18 protein-coding genes and 1 pseudogene are annotated in these 20,678 nt (G+C 44.0%); 14 read left to right on the forward strand and 5 right to left on the reverse strand.

Translation table 11 applies throughout. The annotated features are described in order from the left end of the window. The first annotated feature begins 105 nt into the window (after window positions 1–105). The 11 genes from A142_RS10580 to mnhG all read left to right on the forward strand — a co-directional run bounded on the left by A142_RS10580 (window position 106) and on the right by mnhG (window position 11,948). Window positions 106–915: a sulfite exporter TauE/SafE family protein gene (locus tag A142_RS10580; protein WP_029405503.1), complete on the forward strand. Its 810-nt coding sequence runs from the start codon at window positions 106–108 to the stop codon at window positions 913–915. A gap of 174 nt (window positions 916–1,089) precedes the next feature. Beyond that, on the forward strand, window positions 1,090–1,518 hold the full coding sequence (locus tag A142_RS10585; protein WP_019822995.1) for a hypothetical protein: 429 nt from the start codon (window positions 1,090–1,092) through the stop codon (window positions 1,516–1,518). 143 nt (window positions 1,519–1,661) lie between these two features. Further along, window positions 1,662–2,666 carry a metal-dependent hydrolase gene (locus tag A142_RS10590; RefSeq protein ID WP_019822996.1) on the forward strand — a complete coding sequence of 335 codons (1,005 nt, stop codon included), beginning with the start codon at window positions 1,662–1,664 and terminating at the stop codon, window positions 2,664–2,666. Between the two features lie 210 nt (window positions 2,667–2,876). Beyond that, a complete protein-coding gene (locus A142_RS10595; protein WP_019822998.1) occupies window positions 2,877–4,493 on the forward strand; it encodes an endonuclease in 1,617 nt (538 codons plus the stop codon). 570 nt (window positions 4,494–5,063) lie between these two features. Continuing rightward, entirely contained in the window at window positions 5,064–5,999 is a 936-nt protein-coding gene (locus A142_RS10600) for a universal stress protein (protein ID WP_019823000.1), read from the forward strand. 372 nt (window positions 6,000–6,371) lie between these two features. Beyond that, window positions 6,372–8,987 (forward strand): hydrogen gas-evolving membrane-bound hydrogenase subunit E, encoded by a 2,616-nt coding sequence (gene mbhE, locus A142_RS10605; protein ID WP_019823003.1) that lies wholly within the window; start codon window positions 6,372–6,374, stop codon window positions 8,985–8,987. Continuing rightward, the gene (locus A142_RS10610; RefSeq protein ID WP_019823005.1) at window positions 8,987–9,340 is read left to right on the forward strand and encodes a Na+/H+ antiporter subunit C; all 354 of its coding nucleotides are present in this window, start codon (window positions 8,987–8,989) and stop codon (window positions 9,338–9,340) included. The genes mbhE and A142_RS10610 overlap by 1 nt, the downstream gene beginning before the upstream one ends. After that, entirely contained in the window at window positions 9,337–10,890 is a 1,554-nt protein-coding gene (locus A142_RS10615) for a proton-conducting transporter membrane subunit (RefSeq protein ID WP_019823008.1), read from the forward strand. The genes A142_RS10610 and A142_RS10615 overlap by 4 nt, the downstream gene beginning before the upstream one ends. Further along, on the forward strand, window positions 10,887–11,363 hold the full coding sequence (locus tag A142_RS10620; protein ID WP_019823010.1) for a Na+/H+ antiporter subunit E: 477 nt from the start codon (window positions 10,887–10,889) through the stop codon (window positions 11,361–11,363). The genes A142_RS10615 and A142_RS10620 overlap by 4 nt, the downstream gene beginning before the upstream one ends. A gap of 28 nt (window positions 11,364–11,391) precedes the next feature. Next, window positions 11,392–11,652, forward strand: a complete 261-nt coding sequence (locus tag A142_RS10625) for a cation:proton antiporter (protein ID WP_009699163.1) — start codon at window positions 11,392–11,394, stop codon at window positions 11,650–11,652. After that, a complete protein-coding gene (gene mnhG / locus A142_RS10630) occupies window positions 11,652–11,948 on the forward strand; it encodes a monovalent cation/H(+) antiporter subunit G (protein WP_019823014.1) in 297 nt (98 codons plus the stop codon). Before A142_RS10625 ends, mnhG begins: the two co-directional genes overlap by 1 nt. 508 nt (window positions 11,949–12,456) lie before the next feature. On the opposite strand, the gene A142_RS10635 is transcribed toward mnhG, so the two are convergent. Both A142_RS10635 and A142_RS10640 read right to left on the reverse strand, forming a co-directional pair. After that, window positions 12,457–13,101, reverse strand: a complete 645-nt coding sequence (locus A142_RS10635; protein ID WP_019823016.1) for a copper homeostasis protein CutC — start codon at window positions 13,099–13,101, stop codon at window positions 12,457–12,459. Further along, window positions 13,094–13,861, reverse strand: coding sequence for a copper homeostasis protein CutC (locus tag A142_RS10640; protein WP_019823018.1), 768 nt, complete (start codon window positions 13,859–13,861; stop codon window positions 13,094–13,096). The genes A142_RS10635 and A142_RS10640 overlap by 8 nt, the downstream gene beginning before the upstream one ends. A 247-nt stretch (window positions 13,862–14,108) precedes the next feature. Between A142_RS10640 and A142_RS10645 the strand changes: the two genes are divergently transcribed. Then, complete coding sequence (locus A142_RS10645; RefSeq protein ID WP_139137173.1) at window positions 14,109–14,984, forward strand: AraC family transcriptional regulator; 876 nt, start codon at window positions 14,109–14,111, stop codon at window positions 14,982–14,984. Window positions 14,985–15,216: 232 nt separating this feature from the next. Here the strand turns inward: A142_RS10645 and A142_RS10650 are convergent. After that, a pseudogene (locus A142_RS10650) lies at window positions 15,217–15,486 on the reverse strand (carboxypeptidase M32); the annotation flags it as partial. A gap of 392 nt (window positions 15,487–15,878) precedes the next feature. Between A142_RS10650 and A142_RS10655 the strand changes: the two are divergent. Beyond that, window positions 15,879–16,157 carry a hypothetical protein gene (locus A142_RS10655; protein ID WP_017063787.1) on the forward strand — a complete coding sequence of 93 codons (279 nt, stop codon included), beginning with the start codon at window positions 15,879–15,881 and terminating at the stop codon, window positions 16,155–16,157. A 299-nt stretch (window positions 16,158–16,456) separates the two neighbouring features. Here A142_RS10655 and A142_RS10660 read toward each other — a convergent pair whose 3' ends face one another. Beyond that, window positions 16,457–17,929, reverse strand: coding sequence for a carboxypeptidase M32 (locus A142_RS10660; protein ID WP_019823028.1), 1,473 nt, complete (start codon window positions 17,927–17,929; stop codon window positions 16,457–16,459). A 296-nt stretch (window positions 17,930–18,225) separates the two neighbouring features. Here A142_RS10660 and A142_RS10665 point away from each other — a divergent pair, with 296 nt between their 5' ends. Further along, window positions 18,226–18,861 carry a LysE family translocator gene (locus A142_RS10665; RefSeq protein ID WP_019823030.1) on the forward strand — a complete coding sequence of 212 codons (636 nt, stop codon included), beginning with the start codon at window positions 18,226–18,228 and terminating at the stop codon, window positions 18,859–18,861. A gap of 106 nt (window positions 18,862–18,967) precedes the next feature. Here the strand turns inward: A142_RS10665 and A142_RS10670 are convergent, their stop codons facing one another. Continuing rightward, window positions 18,968–20,443, reverse strand: coding sequence for an aerolysin family beta-barrel pore-forming toxin (locus A142_RS10670; RefSeq protein ID WP_019823032.1), 1,476 nt, complete (start codon window positions 20,441–20,443; stop codon window positions 18,968–18,970). Window positions 20,444–20,678 lie beyond the last annotated feature (235 nt).

Here is a 20,678-nt window from a genome sequence, read left to right on the forward strand (position 1 = left end):
TGAATATCTAAGTCGGTGTCAGTTATATTAATTAGCTTGATGGAAATATAACCACATTAATAGTGTGTTATTTAAGATGATTAATTTAATTAAGAGATGGATGAAATGAGTGATTTGCTGTTGTTGATTTTCTACTGTGCGTTACTGGGCAGTGGTGTTGGGTTTCTAGCCGGCTTGTTAGGTATTGGCGGAGGGCTGATCATTGTTCCTGTGTTAAGCAGCATTTTACTGTATTTAGACGTTCTACCGTCTGACCAAGTGGTTGTCGCGGCGATTGCGACGTCGTTGGCTTCAATTCTATTTACTTCAACCTCTTCTGCGCTCGCTCACCACAAAAATGGCAATGTGCCTTGGGATCTGGCGCCTTGGATCATGCTCGGTGTTGCTCTGGGTGCACTGGTTAGTGGTTTTATGGCGGCGTTGTTACCGGAAAAGGTCGTTCGTATCGTGTTTGCCGTGAGTGTGGTTCTGATTGCGATCAAGATGTTCTTAAGCAGCAAAAATGATGCCCCTAAGGAACGAAAACTGCCGAACAAAGGCGTGCTCACTGTGCTGACAACCATAACGGGTGGCTTGTCAGCCATGATAGGGATTGGTGGCGGAGCATTGCTGGTTCCGCTATTAACGTTCTTCTCTGTCGATATGAAAAAGGCCATCGGTTGTGCTTCTGCGTGTGGCATTGTGATCGCGTTGTTTGGCTCGATAGGTTACATCAGTTCAGGCAGCAGTAACTTTGCTCTATCAGACGGTTTTGCTGGCTTTGTTTATCTTCCTGCGCTGCTGGGTATTGTGTGCACCTCTTGGTTTACGGCTCCGTTGGGCGCAAAAGCCACCAACCATTTACCGGTTCCAACGATTAAGAAAATCTTCTCAATACTGCTGGTGGTTATCGCGGCAAGCATGGTGGCGCGTTAATTAAAGACCGCCCTCTGGCTCGTAATTGATTCAGTTTTTTATCAATTAGACATTTAGGTGCGAGAAAACGCATGTAAATGTCTAATTGCGATCTGAGTCTATCAATCGCCGTATTTACGCCTGTTAATGCATCATGGCTCATAATAAGATTGTTCACGTTTTATAAATATTCAAATGTGGTCAAATACTTACCTAAAGGAGCAAGTGATGGCACGAGAAATCTCATTTAAGAACAACGGCCCACATTGGAACGTTGTTCTATCAATGACGATAAGTTACGTGATAGTATCTTTAGCTATTAACTTCTTTTATCACACTGAACTCCAGTTTTTCCCTTTCGTTACTTCAATCATCATTATGATTGCTTTCTACGCTCTCGCCTCAAGATTCACTAAAAGCAATCTATCTTTAGTGGGTGAAGACGTACATCTACATGGTATTAAAGCGGACTTAGTAATCAAAAACTCTGTCTTTGCTCGACAGTATATTCAAGTTAAATCTCTGACTCAAAAGGGCTATTACAAGGTAAATATTCGCAAAGGCCAGGTAGACAAATCTGATTGGGAAATGTTGTTGAACAAGGCTTCTCCGCAAGACGTTTAACGTTAACGCTTAATAGAAAGCACTCATATCAGTATCCTCTATCAACATGATTATCTTGATAAAACATTGTTATTTAACCCAATTCACTGCTATAGCTAAATGTATCTTGTTTGATTCAAGGGAATGCTATCAATGAGTGATTTATGGATCCTTTAACGCAGGGCGTGTTAGGCGCTTCTTTGTCACAATCGGCCAGCAAAAAACAACATTTGGTTGTTGCTGGGGTATTAGGTCTACTCTCTGGATTGGCTCCAGATTTAGACGCACTGATTAATTCACAGACTGATCCTTTGTTGGCTTTGGAATTTCATCGACAATTTACCCACTCACTTTTTTTCATCCCAATTGGCAGTTTGATCTGTGCTTTGGCTCTGCATCATCTCATTGCAAAAAGGCGCGGGCTTTCTTTCAAACAAAGCTGGCTGTTTTGTGCTCTGGGTTATGGCACTCATGCGCTTTTAGACGCTTGTACCACTTATGGCACGCAGTTACTTTGGCCTTTCACCAACGCACGTTTTGCTTGGAACACCATATCAATCGTCGACCCCGTCTATACGCTTCCCATCTTAATTTTACTTGTGTTTGCAGCGTTGAAACGAGCTCCTTGGCTAGCGCGTGTTGCGTTTGCTTGGGCTCTAATTTATCCAACATTAGGGATGATTCAGCGAGACAGGGCAGAGACGATTGGCTGGCAATTAGCGCAAGAAAGACAACACACGCCGATCCGATTAGAGGCAAAACCAAGCTTTGCGAATATCTTGGTGTGGAAAGTGGTGTACGAAACAGAGGCTCAATATCATGTAGACGCCGTGCGGGTTGGCACATCGGTAAACGTATACCCTGGAGAGTCGATTGCGAAACTGAATGTTAGCAGGGATTTGCCTTGGCTAGACCCAGATTCCCAACAAGCCAAAGACATTGAACGTTTCCGCTGGTTTTCAAATGGTTATATTGCTCAGGACCCAACAGACGAGCTGCGTATTATCGATGTCCGATATTCAATTGTACCGAATCAAATGAAAGCACTTTGGAGCATCAAGCTATCAAAAGCAGTTGATGCAAACACACATGTAAAATACGAAACTCATAGAGACAATACACCAGAATCGAGACAGATCTTCTTCGGTATGCTCACTGGCGATAAATGATCTAGTTCTGAAGAGTAAAAAGGCTGAGTCAGATAATTTGCTCAGCCTTTTTTATTCCTTTATTTAACAGGTCGATGTTACATTGATTTACATCACATGTATTAATAAAACCCATAATGCTTACATTTATAAATGTGATGTATACCTCCATTCATTTTTTGATTACTTTCTAAGCTTAGTTGGTTTTTATCCAATTAAACAGAAGGTTATATGATAAATAGAATAATAACACTAAGTGGCGTTGCGTTACTTTGTTCAGCGAGTGCGCATGCGCAAATGCAAAATGGAAGTTTCGAAAACTGGGAAGGAAACGTACCATCTGGTTGGAGTGTGATTGACTCCGGCATTGCACTTTCGCTCTCTACCGATCCTGTAAATAACGGCAGTTTCTCAGCACAAGTAACAGTGAATACAAGTACTCAAAGTAATACCGACTTTCTTCAAACGATACGTGTTGAACAAGGGAAAACTTATGATTTCTCTGTCGATGTTTACCACACGGAAGGCAACGTGAAAGCTCGCCTTTTTGTTGATGGCTATTTAGGTTACTCGAATAATGGTTTAACGAATCAGTGGCAAGCATTGACTCACTCGTACAGCGCTACGAGCACTAAAGATATCGTTGTGGGCGTACGATTTTATGATGATGCAGGTTTTGATGGTTCGGAAGTGGTGTATTTAGATAACTTTCAGCCTACGGAGACTCCACCAACACAAAGCTGCAATGACACAAGTGCCGCACTCACGCTAGTTACGGATAACTATGGTTCTGAAACCAGTTGGTTTCTCAAAAACTCAGTTTCTCAAAATCTTTATTCTGGTTCAGATTATAAAAATAACACCATCAATGAAGTGGAAATGTGTTTAGCGGATGGTAACTACACCCTAGAAGTCTCAGACTCTTATGGAGATGGAATATGCTGCAGTGTGGGGAATGGTTCATACAGTTTGTCGGTAAATGGAACCGTTGTGGCATCTGGTGGTGATTTCCAAGCAAGTCAGAGTACAGAATTTTCGATTGGTGGTTCAACTGCACCACCAACTGAACCTCCAGTGTTAGGTGAGTATTACAAAGAAGCTGAAGGCAAAGTGGGCTTTGCGTTAAAAACGGCCTTATATCAAATTATTGATAATCATAGTAGTCAGGGTTACACCGCTATTTGGAGGTTGGTGTCTGAGGCTGACCTAGACGCATACTATGACACTGATGGGTCGATTCTCGATATGTATTCGGAGAAACCTTCAGGCTCAGATTCAATCCAATTTACTAAGGTGGCCGATCAATGTGGTCAATACAGAAAAGAAGGTGATTGCTACAACCGTGAGCACTCATTCCCGAAAAGCTGGTTTGGTGGGAAAGTCGAACCAATGAACTCTGACGGTCACCATTTATTTGCCACTGACGGCTACGTTAACTCGAAACGTAGTAATTGGCCATTTGGTGAGGTGAGTAGCGCGACATACACATCAAGCAATGGTTCTAAGTTAGGCAGTGCAGCGAACTCTCTTGGTTATGTAGGCACGGTGTTTGAGCCAATTGATGAGTTTAAAGGTGATTTTGCAAGAGCATATTTCTACATGGCAACACGCTATGAAAATGAAATCGCTAATTGGGAAGGGAACTCTACAAGCTCTAATGCCGTTCTGGATGGAACCAATACAACTGTTTTTGAACCGTGGCTACTTACTATGCTAAAGCGTTGGCATTCTGAAGATCCAGTAAGCCAAAAAGAAATCGACCGAAATAAGGCGGTACATGATTTTCAAGGGAATCGTAATCCGTTTATTGACCATCCAGAGTTTGTCAGCCAAATCTGGGGAAATTAATCGTAATATAACCACTAAGACAGTGGCTTCATGATTATTGAATTGAGCCCAACCTTATGTTTGGGCTCTTTTATTGAGAGGCATTATAGAGCATGATTTTAAATATTTGAAAAAGCATATTGTCATGAAGGTCACGTATACTTGTCAGTGATCTGCCCCATCAATACTGGACGCTACGTTAAGCGACTTTCCATACCTTTAGTTAGCTCTGAATTGTTAATTTAGGGGAACATGTAGTTCATTTCTGCCCCTTTTCAATTCAGGACATTTTTCTATCAAACTATGTGGAAAGTCGTTTGACCTACATTTTCTAATCAGTGTGGTATCTACTCTTCAGGGTTTCTGCCGACATCCTTTCTGAACAAGTTTTTGCTTTAGCTTGCGATAAACTTTGACGTAATTTGTTACATGTCACTGCCGGAAAGGGGGGATTTTTGCACGTATTTTCGGTTATTTGTCACGTAAATAACTGAGTGATAACAAATATCATTCACCTAATGAGTGGTTACAATTACGTTCTAGGAAAGGCCGTTCAATTTGGTTAATATTTAGTCAACCAAGGAGGTGTGTATGAGACGATTCGAGAACATACTTTTTGCAACGCAAGGTCTGCCCGGCCACAGTGACGCCCTGGGTCAAGCGATTAGAATAGCGGCTAACAATCACGTTCCGGTTTCGGGCCTGATTGCCTGTCCTGACTTTCCTACCGATCTCGTTCAATATCAACAAAGCTACGAACAGTCTTTACATGATTCGCTTCAGCAGAGCGTAAAAAATTTGCTTGAAGAACTGTCTATTTCTGAAGAGCAGGTGCCGTTTCCCCTGAGAGTTAAAAGCAATGAAAATCCGGCGGTTTGTATCATCCAAGAAGCGATGCTGAATCATAATGACCTGATCATTAAAGAGGCTGAGCCACTCAGTGAAGGGGCCGAAGGCTTTAAAGCGATAGACATGACTTTATTGCGTAAATGTCCTTGTCCAGTATGGCTGCATCGACCAATATTTAAACCACGAGACAAACGACGTATTGCGGTTGCGGTCGATCCTTTGGCTATCAACGATGAGCACCAGGCACTATCGTGTCGATTGTTAGAGCTCTCTCGTTCGATTGCGGATACCTGTGATAGCCGATTACACATTATCTCTTGTTGGGAACATTATTTAGAGAACTACCTCGACAATCACGTTTGGATTCAAGTAGGTGCGGAGCAGCTGTCTGATGAGGTTTCTAAAGAGAAAGCTCGTCACGAACAAGCCTTGCACCAATTAATCGATGACTCTGGTATTGCTGGTGAGGTGGTTATTCATCACCTGCATGGCAAACCGGACGATAAAATTCCGGAGTGTGTTGATGAGGAAGAGATTGACGTGTTGGTCATGGGAACCTTAGCCCGAACCGGTATTTCTGGGTATGTGATTGGCAATACTGCCGAGAATATTCTTCAATCAATTAATTGCTCCTTAGTGGCAATGAAACCAGAGGGATTTATATCTCCAATCAAGTAACAAATTGATCTCGAAAAGCGGAAATAGCAATACTGAAGCAAGCATGTACACGACAGACTAATAACTTCTTAGTGGAGGGTAGTATGAAGAAACTATGTCCTATTTGCCAAACTGAAATGCTTGAGCGCTCTCACATTTATGCATGCCCGAGAAACGATATCGGAGACTGCTCATATGATGCTTTGAGTCTTACTCATGAAATGCCTGCGTACCAACTCAACCGCGTAAATTCCTGTAGCGACATGCACTCTTACGTCTCACAAGATAGTAAGTAACTTAAACCATTAACCGTATCGGTTTGTATCGAAATGGATGGCGATATTGAATAGTGTATTAGGGAATAAAAACACACAGGGCTCAAAAGATCGTTCTATGATTCTAGCGATCTTCCCTGTGCTGCCCATGGTCATTTTCTTCTTACTCCTCAGTTGGTATACGCCGGGAGGCGTGAGTTGGCAAGCGGCTTGGGTTCCGGGTTTAGATGTTAACCTGAGCTTCAAGTTGGATGGCTTGTCTTTCCTATTTGCGTTTTTGATCAGCGGTATCGGTGCGCTTATCCAGATATACGCACTGGCTTACCTGAAGGGACATTCGTCTCGATGCTCTTTCCACCTGTACTTAACGCTGTTCATGTTAGCCATGCTAGGTGTTGTCACGAGCGACAATATCCTGCTTCTTTTTGTGTTTTGGGAACTCACCACCATCACGTCGTATCTTTTGATTGGCTTTAATCACGAGAAAGGCAAATCCCGCAAGAACGCATTACAATCGCTCATTGTTACGGGTGCTGGAGGCTTAGCGTTATTAGCAGGTTTGATACTGCTGGGTGAAATGGCTGGTAGCTATGAGATAAGTACTATCATCGCGCAAAGTGCGCTGATTGCAAAACATGAATGGTTCCTGCCTTCACTGGTTCTGATCTTACTCGGTGCGTTCACCAAATCAGCGCAGTTTCCATTCCACTTCTGGCTACCCAATGCCATGGCAGCGCCAACGCCAGTGAGTGCCTATCTTCATTCTGCCACTATGGTAAAGGCTGGCGTGTACTTACTTGCCCGTGTGTCACCGATTTATTCACACAGCGAGATTTGGTTTTACACGCTCGGTATATTTGGTGGCTTTACCGCGATATGGTGCGCGCTGCTGGCCCTAAAGCAAACCGATGTGAAGCTGATGCTGGCATACAGCACGAATGTTGCCTTAGGTAAATTGGTGCTATTGATTGGCATGGGAACTGAGTTAGCGATGATGGCCGCGCTGCTGTTTATCTTGGCGCACTCGTTCTACAAAGCTGCGCTGTTTATGGTGGTGGGTAATATCGATAAAGCGACAGGAACGCGTGATATTCGTATGCTGCATGGTTTGAAAGCAGCACTAATACTCAGTGTCACAGCCGCAATCCTAGCCGCCTTATCGAAATCGGGTGTGCCGCCGCTACTTGGGTTCTTAAGCAAAGAGTACATGTACAAATCCAGTTTGGAAGTGAGTGTCATCCTAACTACGATATTCCTTTTGGTTAACGTCACCATGGTGGCATTGGCGTTGGCGCTGATTGTTAAACCTTTCTTCGCGACGTATGAAGGTAATCCAACGCCAGCCAAGAAAGTGGAAGCCAGTAAAGGGTTATGGATGCCAGCAATGCTGCTTGCCATAGCCAGTGTGCTTGCACCGTTATTTGGCTTAGGTTGGATCAATAACAATGTGGTTATTCCGGGTGTTTTATCAAGCTTGCCGGATTCCGAACCACAAGCTGCCAAGTTGTGGCAGGGCGTGAATCTGCCGTTGGTGCTCAGCGCATTAACCTTGTTACTTGGCTTTGTTTTGTATCGAATCTACCCAAGGCTGCTAGTGAGCTGGCAACGTAAAGTGCCCGTGTTGCCAACGGCAGAATCCGTTTTCGAAAAAATCATGGCTGGCATGATGCGTTTGGCGAAATGGCAAACGCAGTTGTTGCAGCAAAAGCGCTTAAGTCATTATGTATTGTTGTTCTTTATTGTGCTGGCAGGATTGCTGTTAAGCAGCCCGTTAGTGATCCCACAAGCTCGTTTTGCTGCATTAGCAGACATTAGTTTCTACGAGATCAGCATTGCACTTCTGCTCATTGGTGCTGCCTTAGTCTGCACCTTTACCACGTCTCGTTTGCTGGCGGTCTCTGCCCTTGGTGTGGTGGGTTTCATGACCACCTTAGTCTTTATGCTTTATAGCGCGCCAGATGTCGCGAAAACCTTGTTGTTGGTAGAAACCTTGATGGTTGTATTTGTGGTGCTCTTGATACGCCATATCCCAGATCTATTGACGGTGCCGCAACATTCTGTACGTCGAAGATTACTGCACGGAGCGATAGCAGGTGTGATTGGTATGTCGGTAACGGCGTTGTTGATAAACATCACCGCACAACCTCTAGATTCCACTCTGGCTGATTTCTTCGCAGAGAATAGTGTTCCCGGTGGGCATGGACGCAACATTGTGAATGTTATTTTGGTTGATTTCCGAGCCTTCGATACGTTGGGTGAGGTGATTGTGGTCGTGATGGCGGGTATCGCTGCGGTTAGCTTGTTGAAAACGCACTATCACAAACGTAATCGTGTCCGTTCCCTTATCTTTGCGACTACCGCACACATCGTTGCAGCGCTGATGTTGGTATTCTCACTTTACCTTTTATTACGAGGTCACAACGAGCCGGGTGGTGGCTTTATTGGCGCGCTGATCGCTGTGATTGGTTTTGCGTTACTGATGTTTGCGGAATCGCCAAAGTATGTTCGTGACCGCTTGTATTACGCACCATTTAGCATTGCTCTGTTTGGCATCTTCTTAAGCTTTGTGGCTGGCCTAATGAGCTTTGCCTTCAATTTTCCGTTCTTAACGGGTTTGTGGTGGAAAGACATTCTGCCACTTGGCACACCGTTGATATTCGACGTCGGCATTTACCTCGCCATCATTGGTGGCGTGATGGGGATGTTGCTGCGTGTGAATGAGGAGTTGGACTGATGGAAGTACTATGGAGCCTCGTGGTCGGTGTGTTTGTCGCTGCTGGTGTCTATCTCATGCTTGAACGACACATCTTACGCTTACTATTCGGTTTGATCTTGTTGAGCAGTGCAGTGAACATCGCGATTTTCACTGCCGGACGTTTAACCCCCGGACGACCGCCTTTGATTGAGGCGAATTCAGTGTTACCACCGGAAGGTGCGGCAAACCCGCTTCCTCAAGCCTTAATTCTGACTGCCATTGTGATTGGCTTTGGCTTGTTGGTGTTCGCATTAATGCTGTTTTACCGCGCATATTCCGAAGCGGGCTCGGCCGATGTTGATGCGATGCGACGTTCTGAGGAGGATGAATGACGACGATTTGGTTAACGTTACCCGTAGTTATTTCGCTTCTTACCGCTGTCGCCATCTTCTGCGTGAAGCGTAACAAAGCACTGGTGGATGCAATAAGCGGTACAAGCGCATTGGCAACTTTGGTGATTGCAGCACTGTTGACGAACGATGTCATCAATGGTGGCCCACAAGCAGTGGCGTTTGGTCAATGGGCGGCGCCATTTGGCATTGTTTTTGTGGTGGATTATCTCGCCGTCGCTATGGTGATGGTGACAGCAATTATTGGTGTAGTGAGCGTGTTCTACGCCATGGGCGATCTGCAAGAAAAGGCGTCTTACGGCACGTTTCATGCGCTGATGCATGTCTTGTTGGCCGGCGTGTATGGTGCGTTTCTTACCGGAGATATTTTCAACCTCTACGTGTGGTTTGAGGTGATGTTGATAGCATCGTTTGGCTTGATGATTTTGGACGGATCGAAGCAACAAGTGGATGGAGCGGTGAAGTACGTGATGCTCAATCTAATATCGACCTTGGTCTTCTTGCTTGCGATTGGCTTACTCTATGGCGCAACAGGGACTTTGAACCTTGCGGATTTACACGCCAAAGCCACATTGATTCCGTCAGACACCAAAACTTTGCTCGCGGTACTGTTCCTATTCGCGTTTGCGATAAAAGCAGCGTTGTTTCCCGTTTTTGCTTGGCTGCCTGCTTCTTACCATACGTTGCCGAGCGCGGTTGTCGCACTATTCGCTGCGTTGCTCACCAAGGTTGGGGTGTACGCATTAATCCGTGTGTTCACCTTGATTTTCCCGCTATCAGAAAGCGGTTGGCAGCCAACTCTGATGTGGGTGGCGGGGCTTACGATGTTAACTGGTGTATTGGGGGCCGCGAGCCAGTACGACATTAAAAAGATCCTCTCTTTCCATATCATCAGCCAGATCGGTTATATGATCATGGGATTGGCGATCTACACGCCGCTCGCTATTGCGGGAGCGATTTTCTACATCATGCACCACATCATTGTGAAAGCAAATTTGTTCCTGATTGGCGGCTTTATCGAGCGTAAATATGGATCGGGCAATTTAGGGCAATTAGGCGGCGTATACAAAGCCATGCCTTGGCTCGCTTTCTTGTTTCTTATTCCGGCATTCTCTTTAGCGGGGTTTCCACCTCTGTCGGGTTTTTGGGGCAAGTTCCTTGTCATCAAATCTAGTTTGCAAACCGAGTTGTATTGGCTTGCAGGGATAGCGCTCTTAGTGGGTCTGTTAACGGTGTTCTCGATGACCAAGATCTGGAACGAGGTGTTTTGGAAAAAGCCTCAGCAAACACTCAAAGCTCAGCCAATGAACAAGTACACAAAAGGATTGTATTGCGTGCCAATAGCCACGTTGACCACGTTAAGTCTGATTATTGGTTTGGCAGCCGAGCCGTTTTACCAATTTGCAGTGCAGGCAGCAGAACAGTTGATTGAGCCCCAAGCATACGTAAAAGCGGTTCTTGGAGAGAGTACGTTGGCTGAGAGTGAAATAGCAGAACGCGTGGCATTGAATGCATCGGGAGGGAGCCAATGATTTATCTATTTTTGAACTTGTTTCTCGCCTTTGCGTGGATGCTGCTAAACGGCAACTATACAGGCACGAACTTCATTCTTGGTTTTGTGGTTGGCTTTTTGGCATTGCGACTCAGTCAACCTTTTGGTTTGAAAACCAGCTACTTCCGACGCTTCCGTGCTCTGGTCGGCCTGTTTCTTTTCTTCTGTTACGAGATGTTGATCTCGGTAGCCAGAGTCGTCTGGGATGTGGTCACGCCAACCCATTTGAGTGACCCAGATATTGTTTATGTGCCGTTAGATGTTGAGTCAGATTTAGAGATCTCGTTGCTCGCGAACATGGTTTCACTTACTCCGGGAAGCTTGAGCTTGGATGTCACACCAGATAAGAAGCACATGGTGGTGCATGCGATGTTTGCACCCGAGCACGAAAAGGTTATTAGAGAAATCAAAGGCGGTTTAGAAAAACGGATTTTGGAGGTGACGCGTGGCTGATGGATTACAAGTAGGTAGTTGGTTACAGATGAGCATCACGTTCGCTTATATTGGTTTGTTGCTCAGTGTCGTGATGGCATTCATTCGCTTGGTTCTTGGTCCTACCTTGGCCGATAGAGTGATAGCGCTTGATTTGATTTCATTCGTCACAGTGGGCTTTATTGCCGTTTATACCTTAGATAGTGGGCAACAATCCTTGTTGGATATTGCTATCACGCTCGGTCTAGTGGCTTTCCTAGGGACGATTGCTTTTGCAAGGTTGATCTTCAAAAGAAAAGGAGAGGTGTAATGGACATTATCGTTGGGATTGTACTTTGTCTTGGAACCTTGTTTACGCTCATCGCAAGTCTTGGGATCTTACGAATGCCCGATCTCTACACGCGAATGCACGCCGTAACTAAAGCTGGCACTGTAGGCTTAGCTTCGCTGTTATTAGCGGTGGCGATTGCGATACCCGATATCACGGTGATTTCTCGAGTGATTGGCACGATGTTATTTATCTTTATCACCGCGCCCGTGGCAGCGCATTTACTTGGTAAGGCAACGCAACAAAGCGGCTATCAAATCTGGAGAAATGACAAATAGCGTACTCATTCACTTTATGAGAATATTATTTCATATGATAACCATGAAACTACGCAATCATAACTTGAGCAGATCAGGGTGTTACTTTTGCTTTTGGGTAAACCTAATTTCGAACGCCCCTGCAAGAGCATGTAAGATTCTCCACTCCTTTCTCAGCTGAGTTGTCGCTCCGCCACTGCAGTGGAGGCTCGCAATATCTAGGGTAATTCTTGAATGCTAATTTAGCAAAGTCACTGACACAGAATTGTTCGGAAGTGCGCTGACGGGGCATGTAACACGAAAATGCCCCATTGTGTGCCAGGGCTCTATTGAACTTGATTTCAATTTCCGCGATTAGCCTTATTTTTCCTTATACCTAGAACTCTAACTAAGCGGGTAAATTCACTATGCCTCTATAAATGGGATCATATATGACCCCATTGGTATTACTGTAGGTTCTTGTCTGTTAATACAATTCGATTCTAAACTAAAATTAAGGTGAGAATTCACTAGCTGTTATTGCATTTGACTAAAACTCATAGCTATCCAACTTAACTATCTGCGAGCCATGAATCTCACTGATTTCAAGTGTTTTGGCTATCGGTTCCGCATTCATATAGTTAATTCCGCCACCGGGAATAATGGTCATCCGTCCATTGCTCATTTCAATCGTTTCTTTGATATAATCAAGATCGATTGGATCTGTTATCTTGCCACCATGAGTTAACACTGCACTTATGCCATTATTGGCAAGCCAATCTAATGTGTTTTTATGCTCGTCTCGAGGGATCTCATCGAACGCCATATGAAAGACTGCCGTAATACCTTTTGCAGCTTCAAGTAATGTAAGCATCGCGTCTTTATCAAGTGTGTTATCGTCGTTCAAGCAGCCAAAATCAACAGCATCGGTTCCCATCTCTATCGCTGTGCTAATGTCAGTCAGCATGATCTCAATTTCTTCTCGGGTATAGACGAAGTTCCCCACTCGTGGTCTGATACAACAGCAAACTGTCACATTATGAAAGTGTGCATAAGCGATAGCTTGTTTCATTACCCCTTTACTGACGGTAGTCCCCTGTCCTCGATAGTTATCTTTCAAACTAATTCTATTCGCCCCATTTCTAATGGCATCAGGAATGGATGTGAAGTTTTCTACACAAATTTCTTTAATCATGATTTATCTCATCTGAATCATTAACTAAACGTAATACCGCTGATATGGTCTCTTGATCAGTTACTGGGAGTTGATAATCATCTACATCTGCTGACCCCATCTTACTTTGCTCAGCAATGAACTTCATTTTACTGCTTCGAGTGGTTTTTCCTGACAGGTGCAGTTCAAACGCGTTAGTTTTATCTAGGATCTGTTTTGCATTGCCTGTATTAACTCCAGCGCCGGGCATGATTGAGATGCGTTCACCAGCTTGTTCAACTAACTCTTCCAGTACCTCTATGCCTTCTTGTGCAGACGATGCAAGGCCGGAAGTCAGAATGCGCTCACAACCCAGCTCAATAATATCTTCCAGTGCTTTCTTCGCGTTGTTACACTGGTCAAACGCACGGTGATAGGTCACCCCAAGACCGAGTTTGTGAGCATAGTCACAAAGTCGTCTTGAACTTATCATGTCTATGTTTCCTTCTGCATCTAATGCGCCAAGCACCACACCTTGCAGAGCAGCCTCTTTAGCTGCTTTGATGCTATACAACATGATTTGTATTTCTTCCTCGCTATAGAGAAAATCCCCTTGTCGTGGGCGAATCAATGCGTAGACCGGAATGGATGAGATACGGGCTGCAACTTTCATCGTACCAAAGCAGGGGGTTAATCCACCCAGAGCGAGTGCAGAGCATAGTTCAATGCGTGTTGCTCCGCCTGTGATTGCACTGTGTAGTGACTCTATATTGCCAACTGAGGCTTCAACTTGTATACCCAATTTCTTAATCCTCTTTTTGAACTATTCATAAAGAGCTTCGCTACAGGATAAGTTCCAAATATTTCATATTCTTCTTCAAATCTAGCGCTATGCCTTTTCATCTTTAATGTCTTCATAGTATTTTTTTTGCGATGTATATCTAATGCTCCCCTGTCAAGTTTAAATACTATTTCATCAAAGGTTAGTAATGACAGATAATTTAAGTACTATCATGTCAAAATATAATACTTTCTAGAGGCGCATCGTGGTGAGTAAAGCAAAATTTGAAAAAGTCCCTCAACGACAGGGGCTCTCTTGGCGCTACTTAAAAACCCAAGACAGCGCTGGTTTTTATGACTGGCACTACCATCAAGAATTTGAACTGGTATTACATCGGCATGCTCAGGGAGTTGGCTTTGCGGGTCACTATCAGGGAAAGATAGTGCACAATGCGCTATGGCTTATCGCTCCTGGTACGCCACACGCCTTTGATTGTAAAAGCAGCTCAACGGAGTTTCCCCCTGAACGTCATAGTATTTGGATCAAACGCGACTGGATTGCGAATATAATATTTAATTGCTTTGAACTAAGAAAATTAGACACAGTACTGAAGCGGGCCCAGAAAGGTATAATGTTGTCTAAGCTTTCTGGTGAGAGGGTATTCCTACTAATCAATGAACTTACCAATAATACTCACATCAACCAACTCGCTATTTTAATTCAAATACTGGGCGTTATTGCTGAAGATAAAGCCGCGACAAATTTGCTCTCTTTTTCAACACAAAACCTAACTGACGCAAATAGCCCCAACATTGCATCTGACCGTTCAAAAGTCGAAAATCTCAGCCATTACATCGAAAACAATTACCATCTTCCTATCACACTGGCAGATCTATCACTCCAACTAAGCACTAGCGAAAGCTCAATCCACCGAATATTTGAGGCACACTTTCACGAGAGTTTTAGTCAGCATTTAAAAAAATTACGGCTGAACCATGCAGCGGAGCTACTTACCCATTCAGATCTGGCCATTAATTTAATAGCGGAAAAAGTGGGCTATCACAATCAGGCAAATTTTAATCGTTTATTTAAGCGCTATAAACTTGTCACACCAAGTCAATATCGAAAACAGTTCAAGGTGTAATGATCGCCACCATCAAAACTGAGCACGAAGTTAAGTGCTTTCCATGCTTATTACCTATTATTGAAGGTACTAAAACGTTTATGTCCAATTTCGTGCTAGTAGGTACCAGAATCTTCCGTGATTGTTAAGTTCGATGAAGGGATAAAACCTTCAAATCAATCTAAGTATGTTTTGAAAATGTGATTAAAAAGGCTGAATCAATAAACTGATCAGCCTCTATCGATTTATTCCATTAAAGGTAACGACTTCTCAAATGATCTTTGAAGTATTGCGCATTCAAGGTTTCACCTGTTGCACCTTTCACCAAATCATCAGTAGTAAGCAGGCTGCCTTTGCTCCAAATGTTCGATTCTAACCAATTGAAGATAGGGGATAGGTCACCGCTTTCAGTCACTGAGTTCACATCCACTGTTTTCTTCATTGAAGCCATGAACTGAGCCGCGTACATCGCACCTAATGTGTAAGGTGGGAAGTAACCGAATGCGCCGTCCGTCCAGTGGAGAATGTGACCTGCATTTTAAGGTAGTTGCGGCTGTCCAAATTCTTGCTAACGGGGCGACTTAACTCACAAAGTACGAAAAGTGGGGGGCAGAGTACAGTTCTTGACTCAAACGAATTCGCTAGTTTTTGCTCTGTAAGTCGCACTGAAAGAGTCACACACATACAAGGTAGTATGAGCATAGCCTTGAACAAGCCCAAAATCCTCGCTGAGAGCGTTTGAGGCGGTCTGAGGGTTGTTTTTGGTAGCTAATTTACCCATTTACCATAATAAGAATGATGAACTCCGACTTTAATTGCATGAAACGAGAGCTATCTATTTAGTTTCACTGCTGCGACAATCTTAATTTCTTACTAAACTGTAATTAGTATTGAACTAATAAAAAAGGAATAGTTATGCGAATTGTTTTTTTTGTTTTTGCTCTTTTTTTTTCTTCCCTTTCATTTGGAGGTTTTAAACCAATTCACGATAAAGCCTTAGAAGAAAAAGCACTCGATGCATTAGAAGTTCACTTAGTAGCTGAAGGTTTGATAAGAGATGATGCTGAGCTAGCTCTCGCGTATGAGGAGGGAGGGAAAAGTATTTTTTTCTTTCGAGTAAGAGAGCATGAAGGTGGGGATGAGTTATATAGGGTTTTTTGCTCAAAGGCTAGGTGCCGTTTTAGTTATAACTGACAATTGAAGTTGTAGTGGTCTAATGATCCCTGACAATCACGTAAGCGACTTTTTCTATCCTTTTAATAATTCATGCTTTGCTTAATTGGCAATCTTGCTAAAACGGAAATGTCCAGAACCTTCACAGATGGCACTTCGTAACTCAGAAGTGCCTCTTTTCTAGTTAGAACCAAAGCTACCCTTCAGCCATAATTGTGACTTTTGACTTACAATACTTGTACTATACTTTTTCTCAGTTTGGTTCTACCTACACAGCAAGCTTTGCAAGTAGAACATTTCAATGTGGTTGGGCGTTGTATCTAAAGATAACGGCTTCTTAGGTGGTCTTTGAAGTACTGCGCATTCAAGGTTTCGCCCGTTGCGCCTTTCACCAAGTCATCGGTGTTAAGCAGGCTGCCTTTGCTCCAAATGTTCGATTCTAGCCAAGTGAAGATAGGTGATAGGTCACCGCTTTCAATCACAGAGTTCACATCTACCGTTTTCTTCATTGAAGCCATGAACTGTGCCGCGTACATCGCACCTAATGTGTACGATGGGAAGTACCCAAATGCGCCGTCTGTCCAGTGGATGTCTTGCATACAGCTGTTAGTGAAGTTGCCTTGAGTGCTTAAACCAAGGTAAGACTGCATCTTATTGTTCCAAAGTTCAGGGACATCGGTGTGTTTGATCTTGCCGTTGATCAAATCACGCTCAATTTCGTATCGTAAGATAACGTGTGCAGGGTAGGTCAGCTCATCGGCATCAACACGGATGAAGTCTTTCTTCACACGAGTGTAGATCTTCTGGAAGTTCTCTTTTTCAAACTCTGAGCCTGAGAATTGCTGACCAGCTAAGTTTGCTAAGTGTCCAATGAACGGGTCGCTGCGGCCGACTTGCATCTCAAAGAACAAAGATTGAGACTCATGGATACCCATAGAGCGCGCTTCACCCGCCGGTTGTCCTGCTAGGTGCTTTGGTAATCCCTGTTCGTAACGCGCGTGTCCTGTTTCATGCACAATACCCATTAAGCTTTGAACGAATTCCGCTTCGTCATAGCGTGTTGTGATACGCACGTCTGAAGGGACGCCGCCACAGAATGGGTGGACACTTTCATCTAGTCGGCCGTGTTCAAAATCGAACTGAAGCAGCTTCATGACTTCTAAACCCAGTGCTTTCTGTTTCTCGGTCGAATAGATACCTGATGGTGCGTTAAATTGCTCGCTCGATTGTTTTTCGATCACTTCATCAATTAAACCTGGAAGCCAAGTTTTAACGTCTGCAAATAGGGTATCAAGTGAAGCAGAGCTGGTGCCCGGTTCATAAATATCCAGCATCGCATCATAAGGGGTTAGATTGGCTGCGTCTGCGCGAATCTGCGCTTCTTCACGAGACAGCTCAACCACTTCACGCCAGTTCTTTTCAAAACCAACCCAGTCGTTTTCTCCACGTTGGCTACGCCATGCATGTTCACACTTTGAACCAGCTAGAGACTTCGCTTCAACCAGTTTTTCTGGAAGTAGGTTAGCTTGTTGCCATTGGCGTTTTATTTCACGAAGAGACGATTGTTGCTCGTTGTTCAGCGCTTCGTTTTCAGCGTCTGCAATCCAATCACCAAGTTGTGGTTGAGTCATTAAGCCGTGAATATGAACCGAAAGCTCGGCCATCGCTTCACTGCGAGCTTGATTACCACCAGATGGCATCATTGAAGCTTGGTCCCAACCACAAATAGAGGCTAGGTGTTGAAAGCGTGAACATTTTTGAGAGTGTTCGACTAGTTTTTTGAATGCGCTCATTTGACTACTCTTAATTTGGTTTCTTTAAATGATCCTTAAATTCCTTTTCGGTTAAGGTTCATCTCTCATGTACTTTGATTATGGCTCTGCTTTTTAATGCGCTGTACTTCGTGGTCGAAGATCTAGCGATAAAAGCAGGAAGCGATATGATGCCTTGAATTTACTATTTCTTAACAAATTAAACTGTTCCATTGTGCACAAAATCAGTGACTTGTATAGCAGACGGCAATTGTTGCTTGCGAATTGTTCAGATACACGGTATTGATGATAGATCGCTGAACAAAAATGACAATGATATGGATATTTTGAACTTTGAGGCATTTCTAATTGCCATCACTATTTTAACGCTAACGCCGGGCTTAGATACGGCTTTGGTGATTCGCAATACTAGCCGCTCTGGCTTAGCTGACGGTTGTATGACGAGCTTTGGTATTTGTAGCGGCTTGTATGTACACGCGTTTTTCTCTGCTGTGGGTATATCTGCAATCCTCGCCCAATCCGCTGAACTCTTTCAAGCCGTTAAGATGGTAGGTGCGGTTTACCTCATCTGGCTTGGCTTAAGCAGTTTGCGAGCGTTGATGAAAAACGGTGGCGGTTTGAAGGTCGGAGAACAAGCTCAGCAGGCTTACAGTGCAAAGCGTTCTTTGCGTGAAGGCTTTCTGTCTAACGTTCTTAACCCAAAAACAGCAGTTTTCTATCTGGCCTTTTTACCTCAATTTGTAAACCCTGAAGGTTCGCCTTTATTGCAATCTATGTTGATGGCTTCGGTACACTTTATGATTGCGATGGTATGGCAATGTGGTTTGGCTGGCGCTCTTAACTCGGCTAAAAATTTGCTCAAAAACGCGAGTTTTATGACGTGGATGGAAGGCGTGACGGGCATGGTGCTGGTTGGGCTGGGTGTTAAGCTTCTGATGGAAGAGCCTGTGTAGTTCACCGTTTTCAGTTGAACATGAATATATGAAAGCCCACGATGTGTCGTGGGCTTTGTGCTTTATTACTGGTAGATCTTTGTACCGATCTTATTCAACAGCGCAGTTATTCCACGACACTGATGTTCATCTCAGCACCTTCGAAACCTAAGTCACTCAACTCATCAGCATTGAAGTTGGTAGTGACTTCAATATCGCCAATGCGCTCAGTCGTTTCGTTGACGGAATCAGTGCTTCTTTTGCTTCGAATACTGTTTGTAATTGGCGTTGCTTGTCCAATTTCAATGGTGCCTGCAAATTGAGACTCAGCGTTAAAATCACCAGATACGTAAGAGTGGAATGGGCGTAAGCTTCCTCCAGTCGCGTACTGCATGCTCGATAAACCGGCTTCTTTGATCGCCCAGCCCCAGTCCCACCATTTCGTTTCGCCTGGGATGTATCGGTGATCCCATTGGTAACGAATATCGGCTGATTCATTGCTGCTACGGCCCATAGTGAAGGTGTGAGCTTTGTAAGGGCGGTTATCTGGATGGGTGTGCCATGCGTTACCACCCCAACGAAGGAAGCCGTTGAATTCAACATCGTAACTGATGTCTGCGTTGAATCGGTAAGGATAAGAGATGGTTGAACGATACAACTCAACTCGAATCGGAAGCTCTGAATTCGCTGGAACCATAGGACGAGCTTGAAGTGTTACTTGCTCGCTAGTGGAGTTGCCATTGGTTTCAGCAAAGCTCTGGTTCGCTTCTAACTTAATCGTTAGCTTAGTCTCGCCAACCAAAGGCCACTTGAATGTATTCTCTGTTTGAACACTTTCAGAGAACCCATAGCTATTCGTTTTCGACCAATTTGTAGACTCATCGACTTTCAGATCGACAACGACTTGTTGCGCGATGTTACTTTTGTTTCTTGCCGTTGCATAAACGGTCTTAACCAGTTCACGATCGGACTCGACGACATCGCCGTGCCAAAAATTATTGTCGTTAACCGTGTAGGTGAAGTTGTCGACGGTGATCTTAGTCTTTTCGTTACAGCGGTAACCATCACAAGAACCACTGTTGTTGCCTTGTATTACCCAGGAGTCACCTGAGCGTTTAATCGTCATGTCCTCGCCGACATACTGACTATTATTCCCGCCAACCCATGCATAACCTAGGTTGTGCGCTAGATAGCTAAGAGGGCGTACAAAATCATTGCGGTTGTTCACTAAGTCATATTCAACATCTATCTCGCTGCCTTCTGGGACGGCTTTAGCAGAGTAGTTTGGAATTTCAGATTGATCATTGTTCGGATAACAGAATGTTGACCCGCTGTTTGATTGTTTAATTTCGCCATGATAGCCAGGCCCCATGATCACCCAGTTTCCTTTCAGCCCGGTGATCTGCCAAGTGCCCATACGAGCGACCAAAGCACTCTTCTGTTCTTCAGCCTCATAGCGGTCTAAAGGGCGATAACCAGAGCGACATACATCTTCACCAAGTTGGTCAAACACTATTTGGTCTGGGTAAACCTTTGCGTTCACACCGGTAGATAGAACAGACAACACTGCGGTTGCTAAGAGACTTCTGTTTATATTAATCATTAACAATTCCCTCGTTTGTAATTTTTCTATTTTGATAATGTTTTGTGCGCCGTGCAGTTAACAAGACCAATTCACTTTTTCATGTTGATAAATAGATAGATACTGAAAAGGGTTGAATTAAATTGCCTAATTAATTCAATGGCTTGTATTACTAGAAGTGTTTTTATGGTGAAATTGTATGCAAATGGAAGTCAATTATTTGATGGGGCTCAAACCGTTTTTAGAAAAATGAGAT

This window comes from Vibrio splendidus 12E03 (assembly GCF_000272105.2).
Classification (GTDB): Bacteria; Pseudomonadota; Gammaproteobacteria; order Enterobacterales; family Vibrionaceae; genus Vibrio; species Vibrio splendidus_I.

Excerpts from the sequence above, each read along its gene's own strand:
- A142_RS10660 (WP_019823028.1), bottom strand. The coding sequence starts at position 17,929 with ATGAGCGCATTCAAAAAACTAGTCGAACACTCTCAAAAATGTTCACGC.
- A142_RS10635 (WP_019823016.1), bottom strand. The coding sequence starts at position 13,101 with ATGATTAAAGAAATTTGTGTAGAAAACTTCACATCCATTCCTGATGCC.
- A142_RS10595 (WP_019822998.1), top strand. The coding sequence starts at position 2,877 with ATGATAAATAGAATAATAACACTAAGTGGCGTTGCGTTACTTTGTTCA.
- A142_RS10580 (WP_029405503.1), top strand. The coding sequence starts at position 106 with ATGAGTGATTTGCTGTTGTTGATTTTCTACTGTGCGTTACTGGGCAGT.
- A142_RS10625 (WP_009699163.1), top strand. The coding sequence starts at position 11,392 with ATGAGCATCACGTTCGCTTATATTGGTTTGTTGCTCAGTGTCGTGATG.
- A142_RS10670 (WP_019823032.1), bottom strand. The coding sequence starts at position 20,443 with ATGATTAATATAAACAGAAGTCTCTTAGCAACCGCAGTGTTGTCTGTT.
- mbhE (WP_019823003.1), top strand. The coding sequence starts at position 6,372 with ATGATTCTAGCGATCTTCCCTGTGCTGCCCATGGTCATTTTCTTCTTA.
- A142_RS10620 (WP_019823010.1), top strand. The coding sequence starts at position 10,887 with ATGATTTATCTATTTTTGAACTTGTTTCTCGCCTTTGCGTGGATGCTG.
- A142_RS10665 (WP_019823030.1), top strand. The coding sequence starts at position 18,226 with ATGGATATTTTGAACTTTGAGGCATTTCTAATTGCCATCACTATTTTA.
- A142_RS10610 (WP_019823005.1), top strand. The coding sequence starts at position 8,987 with ATGGAAGTACTATGGAGCCTCGTGGTCGGTGTGTTTGTCGCTGCTGGT.
- A142_RS10585 (WP_019822995.1), top strand. The coding sequence starts at position 1,090 with ATGTGGTCAAATACTTACCTAAAGGAGCAAGTGATGGCACGAGAAATC.
- mnhG (WP_019823014.1), top strand. The coding sequence starts at position 11,652 with ATGGACATTATCGTTGGGATTGTACTTTGTCTTGGAACCTTGTTTACG.
- A142_RS10655 (WP_017063787.1), top strand. The coding sequence starts at position 15,879 with ATGCGAATTGTTTTTTTTGTTTTTGCTCTTTTTTTTTCTTCCCTTTCA.
- A142_RS10600 (WP_019823000.1), top strand. The coding sequence starts at position 5,064 with ATGAGACGATTCGAGAACATACTTTTTGCAACGCAAGGTCTGCCCGGC.
- A142_RS10615 (WP_019823008.1), top strand. The coding sequence starts at position 9,337 with ATGACGACGATTTGGTTAACGTTACCCGTAGTTATTTCGCTTCTTACC.
- A142_RS10590 (WP_019822996.1), top strand. The coding sequence starts at position 1,662 with ATGGATCCTTTAACGCAGGGCGTGTTAGGCGCTTCTTTGTCACAATCG.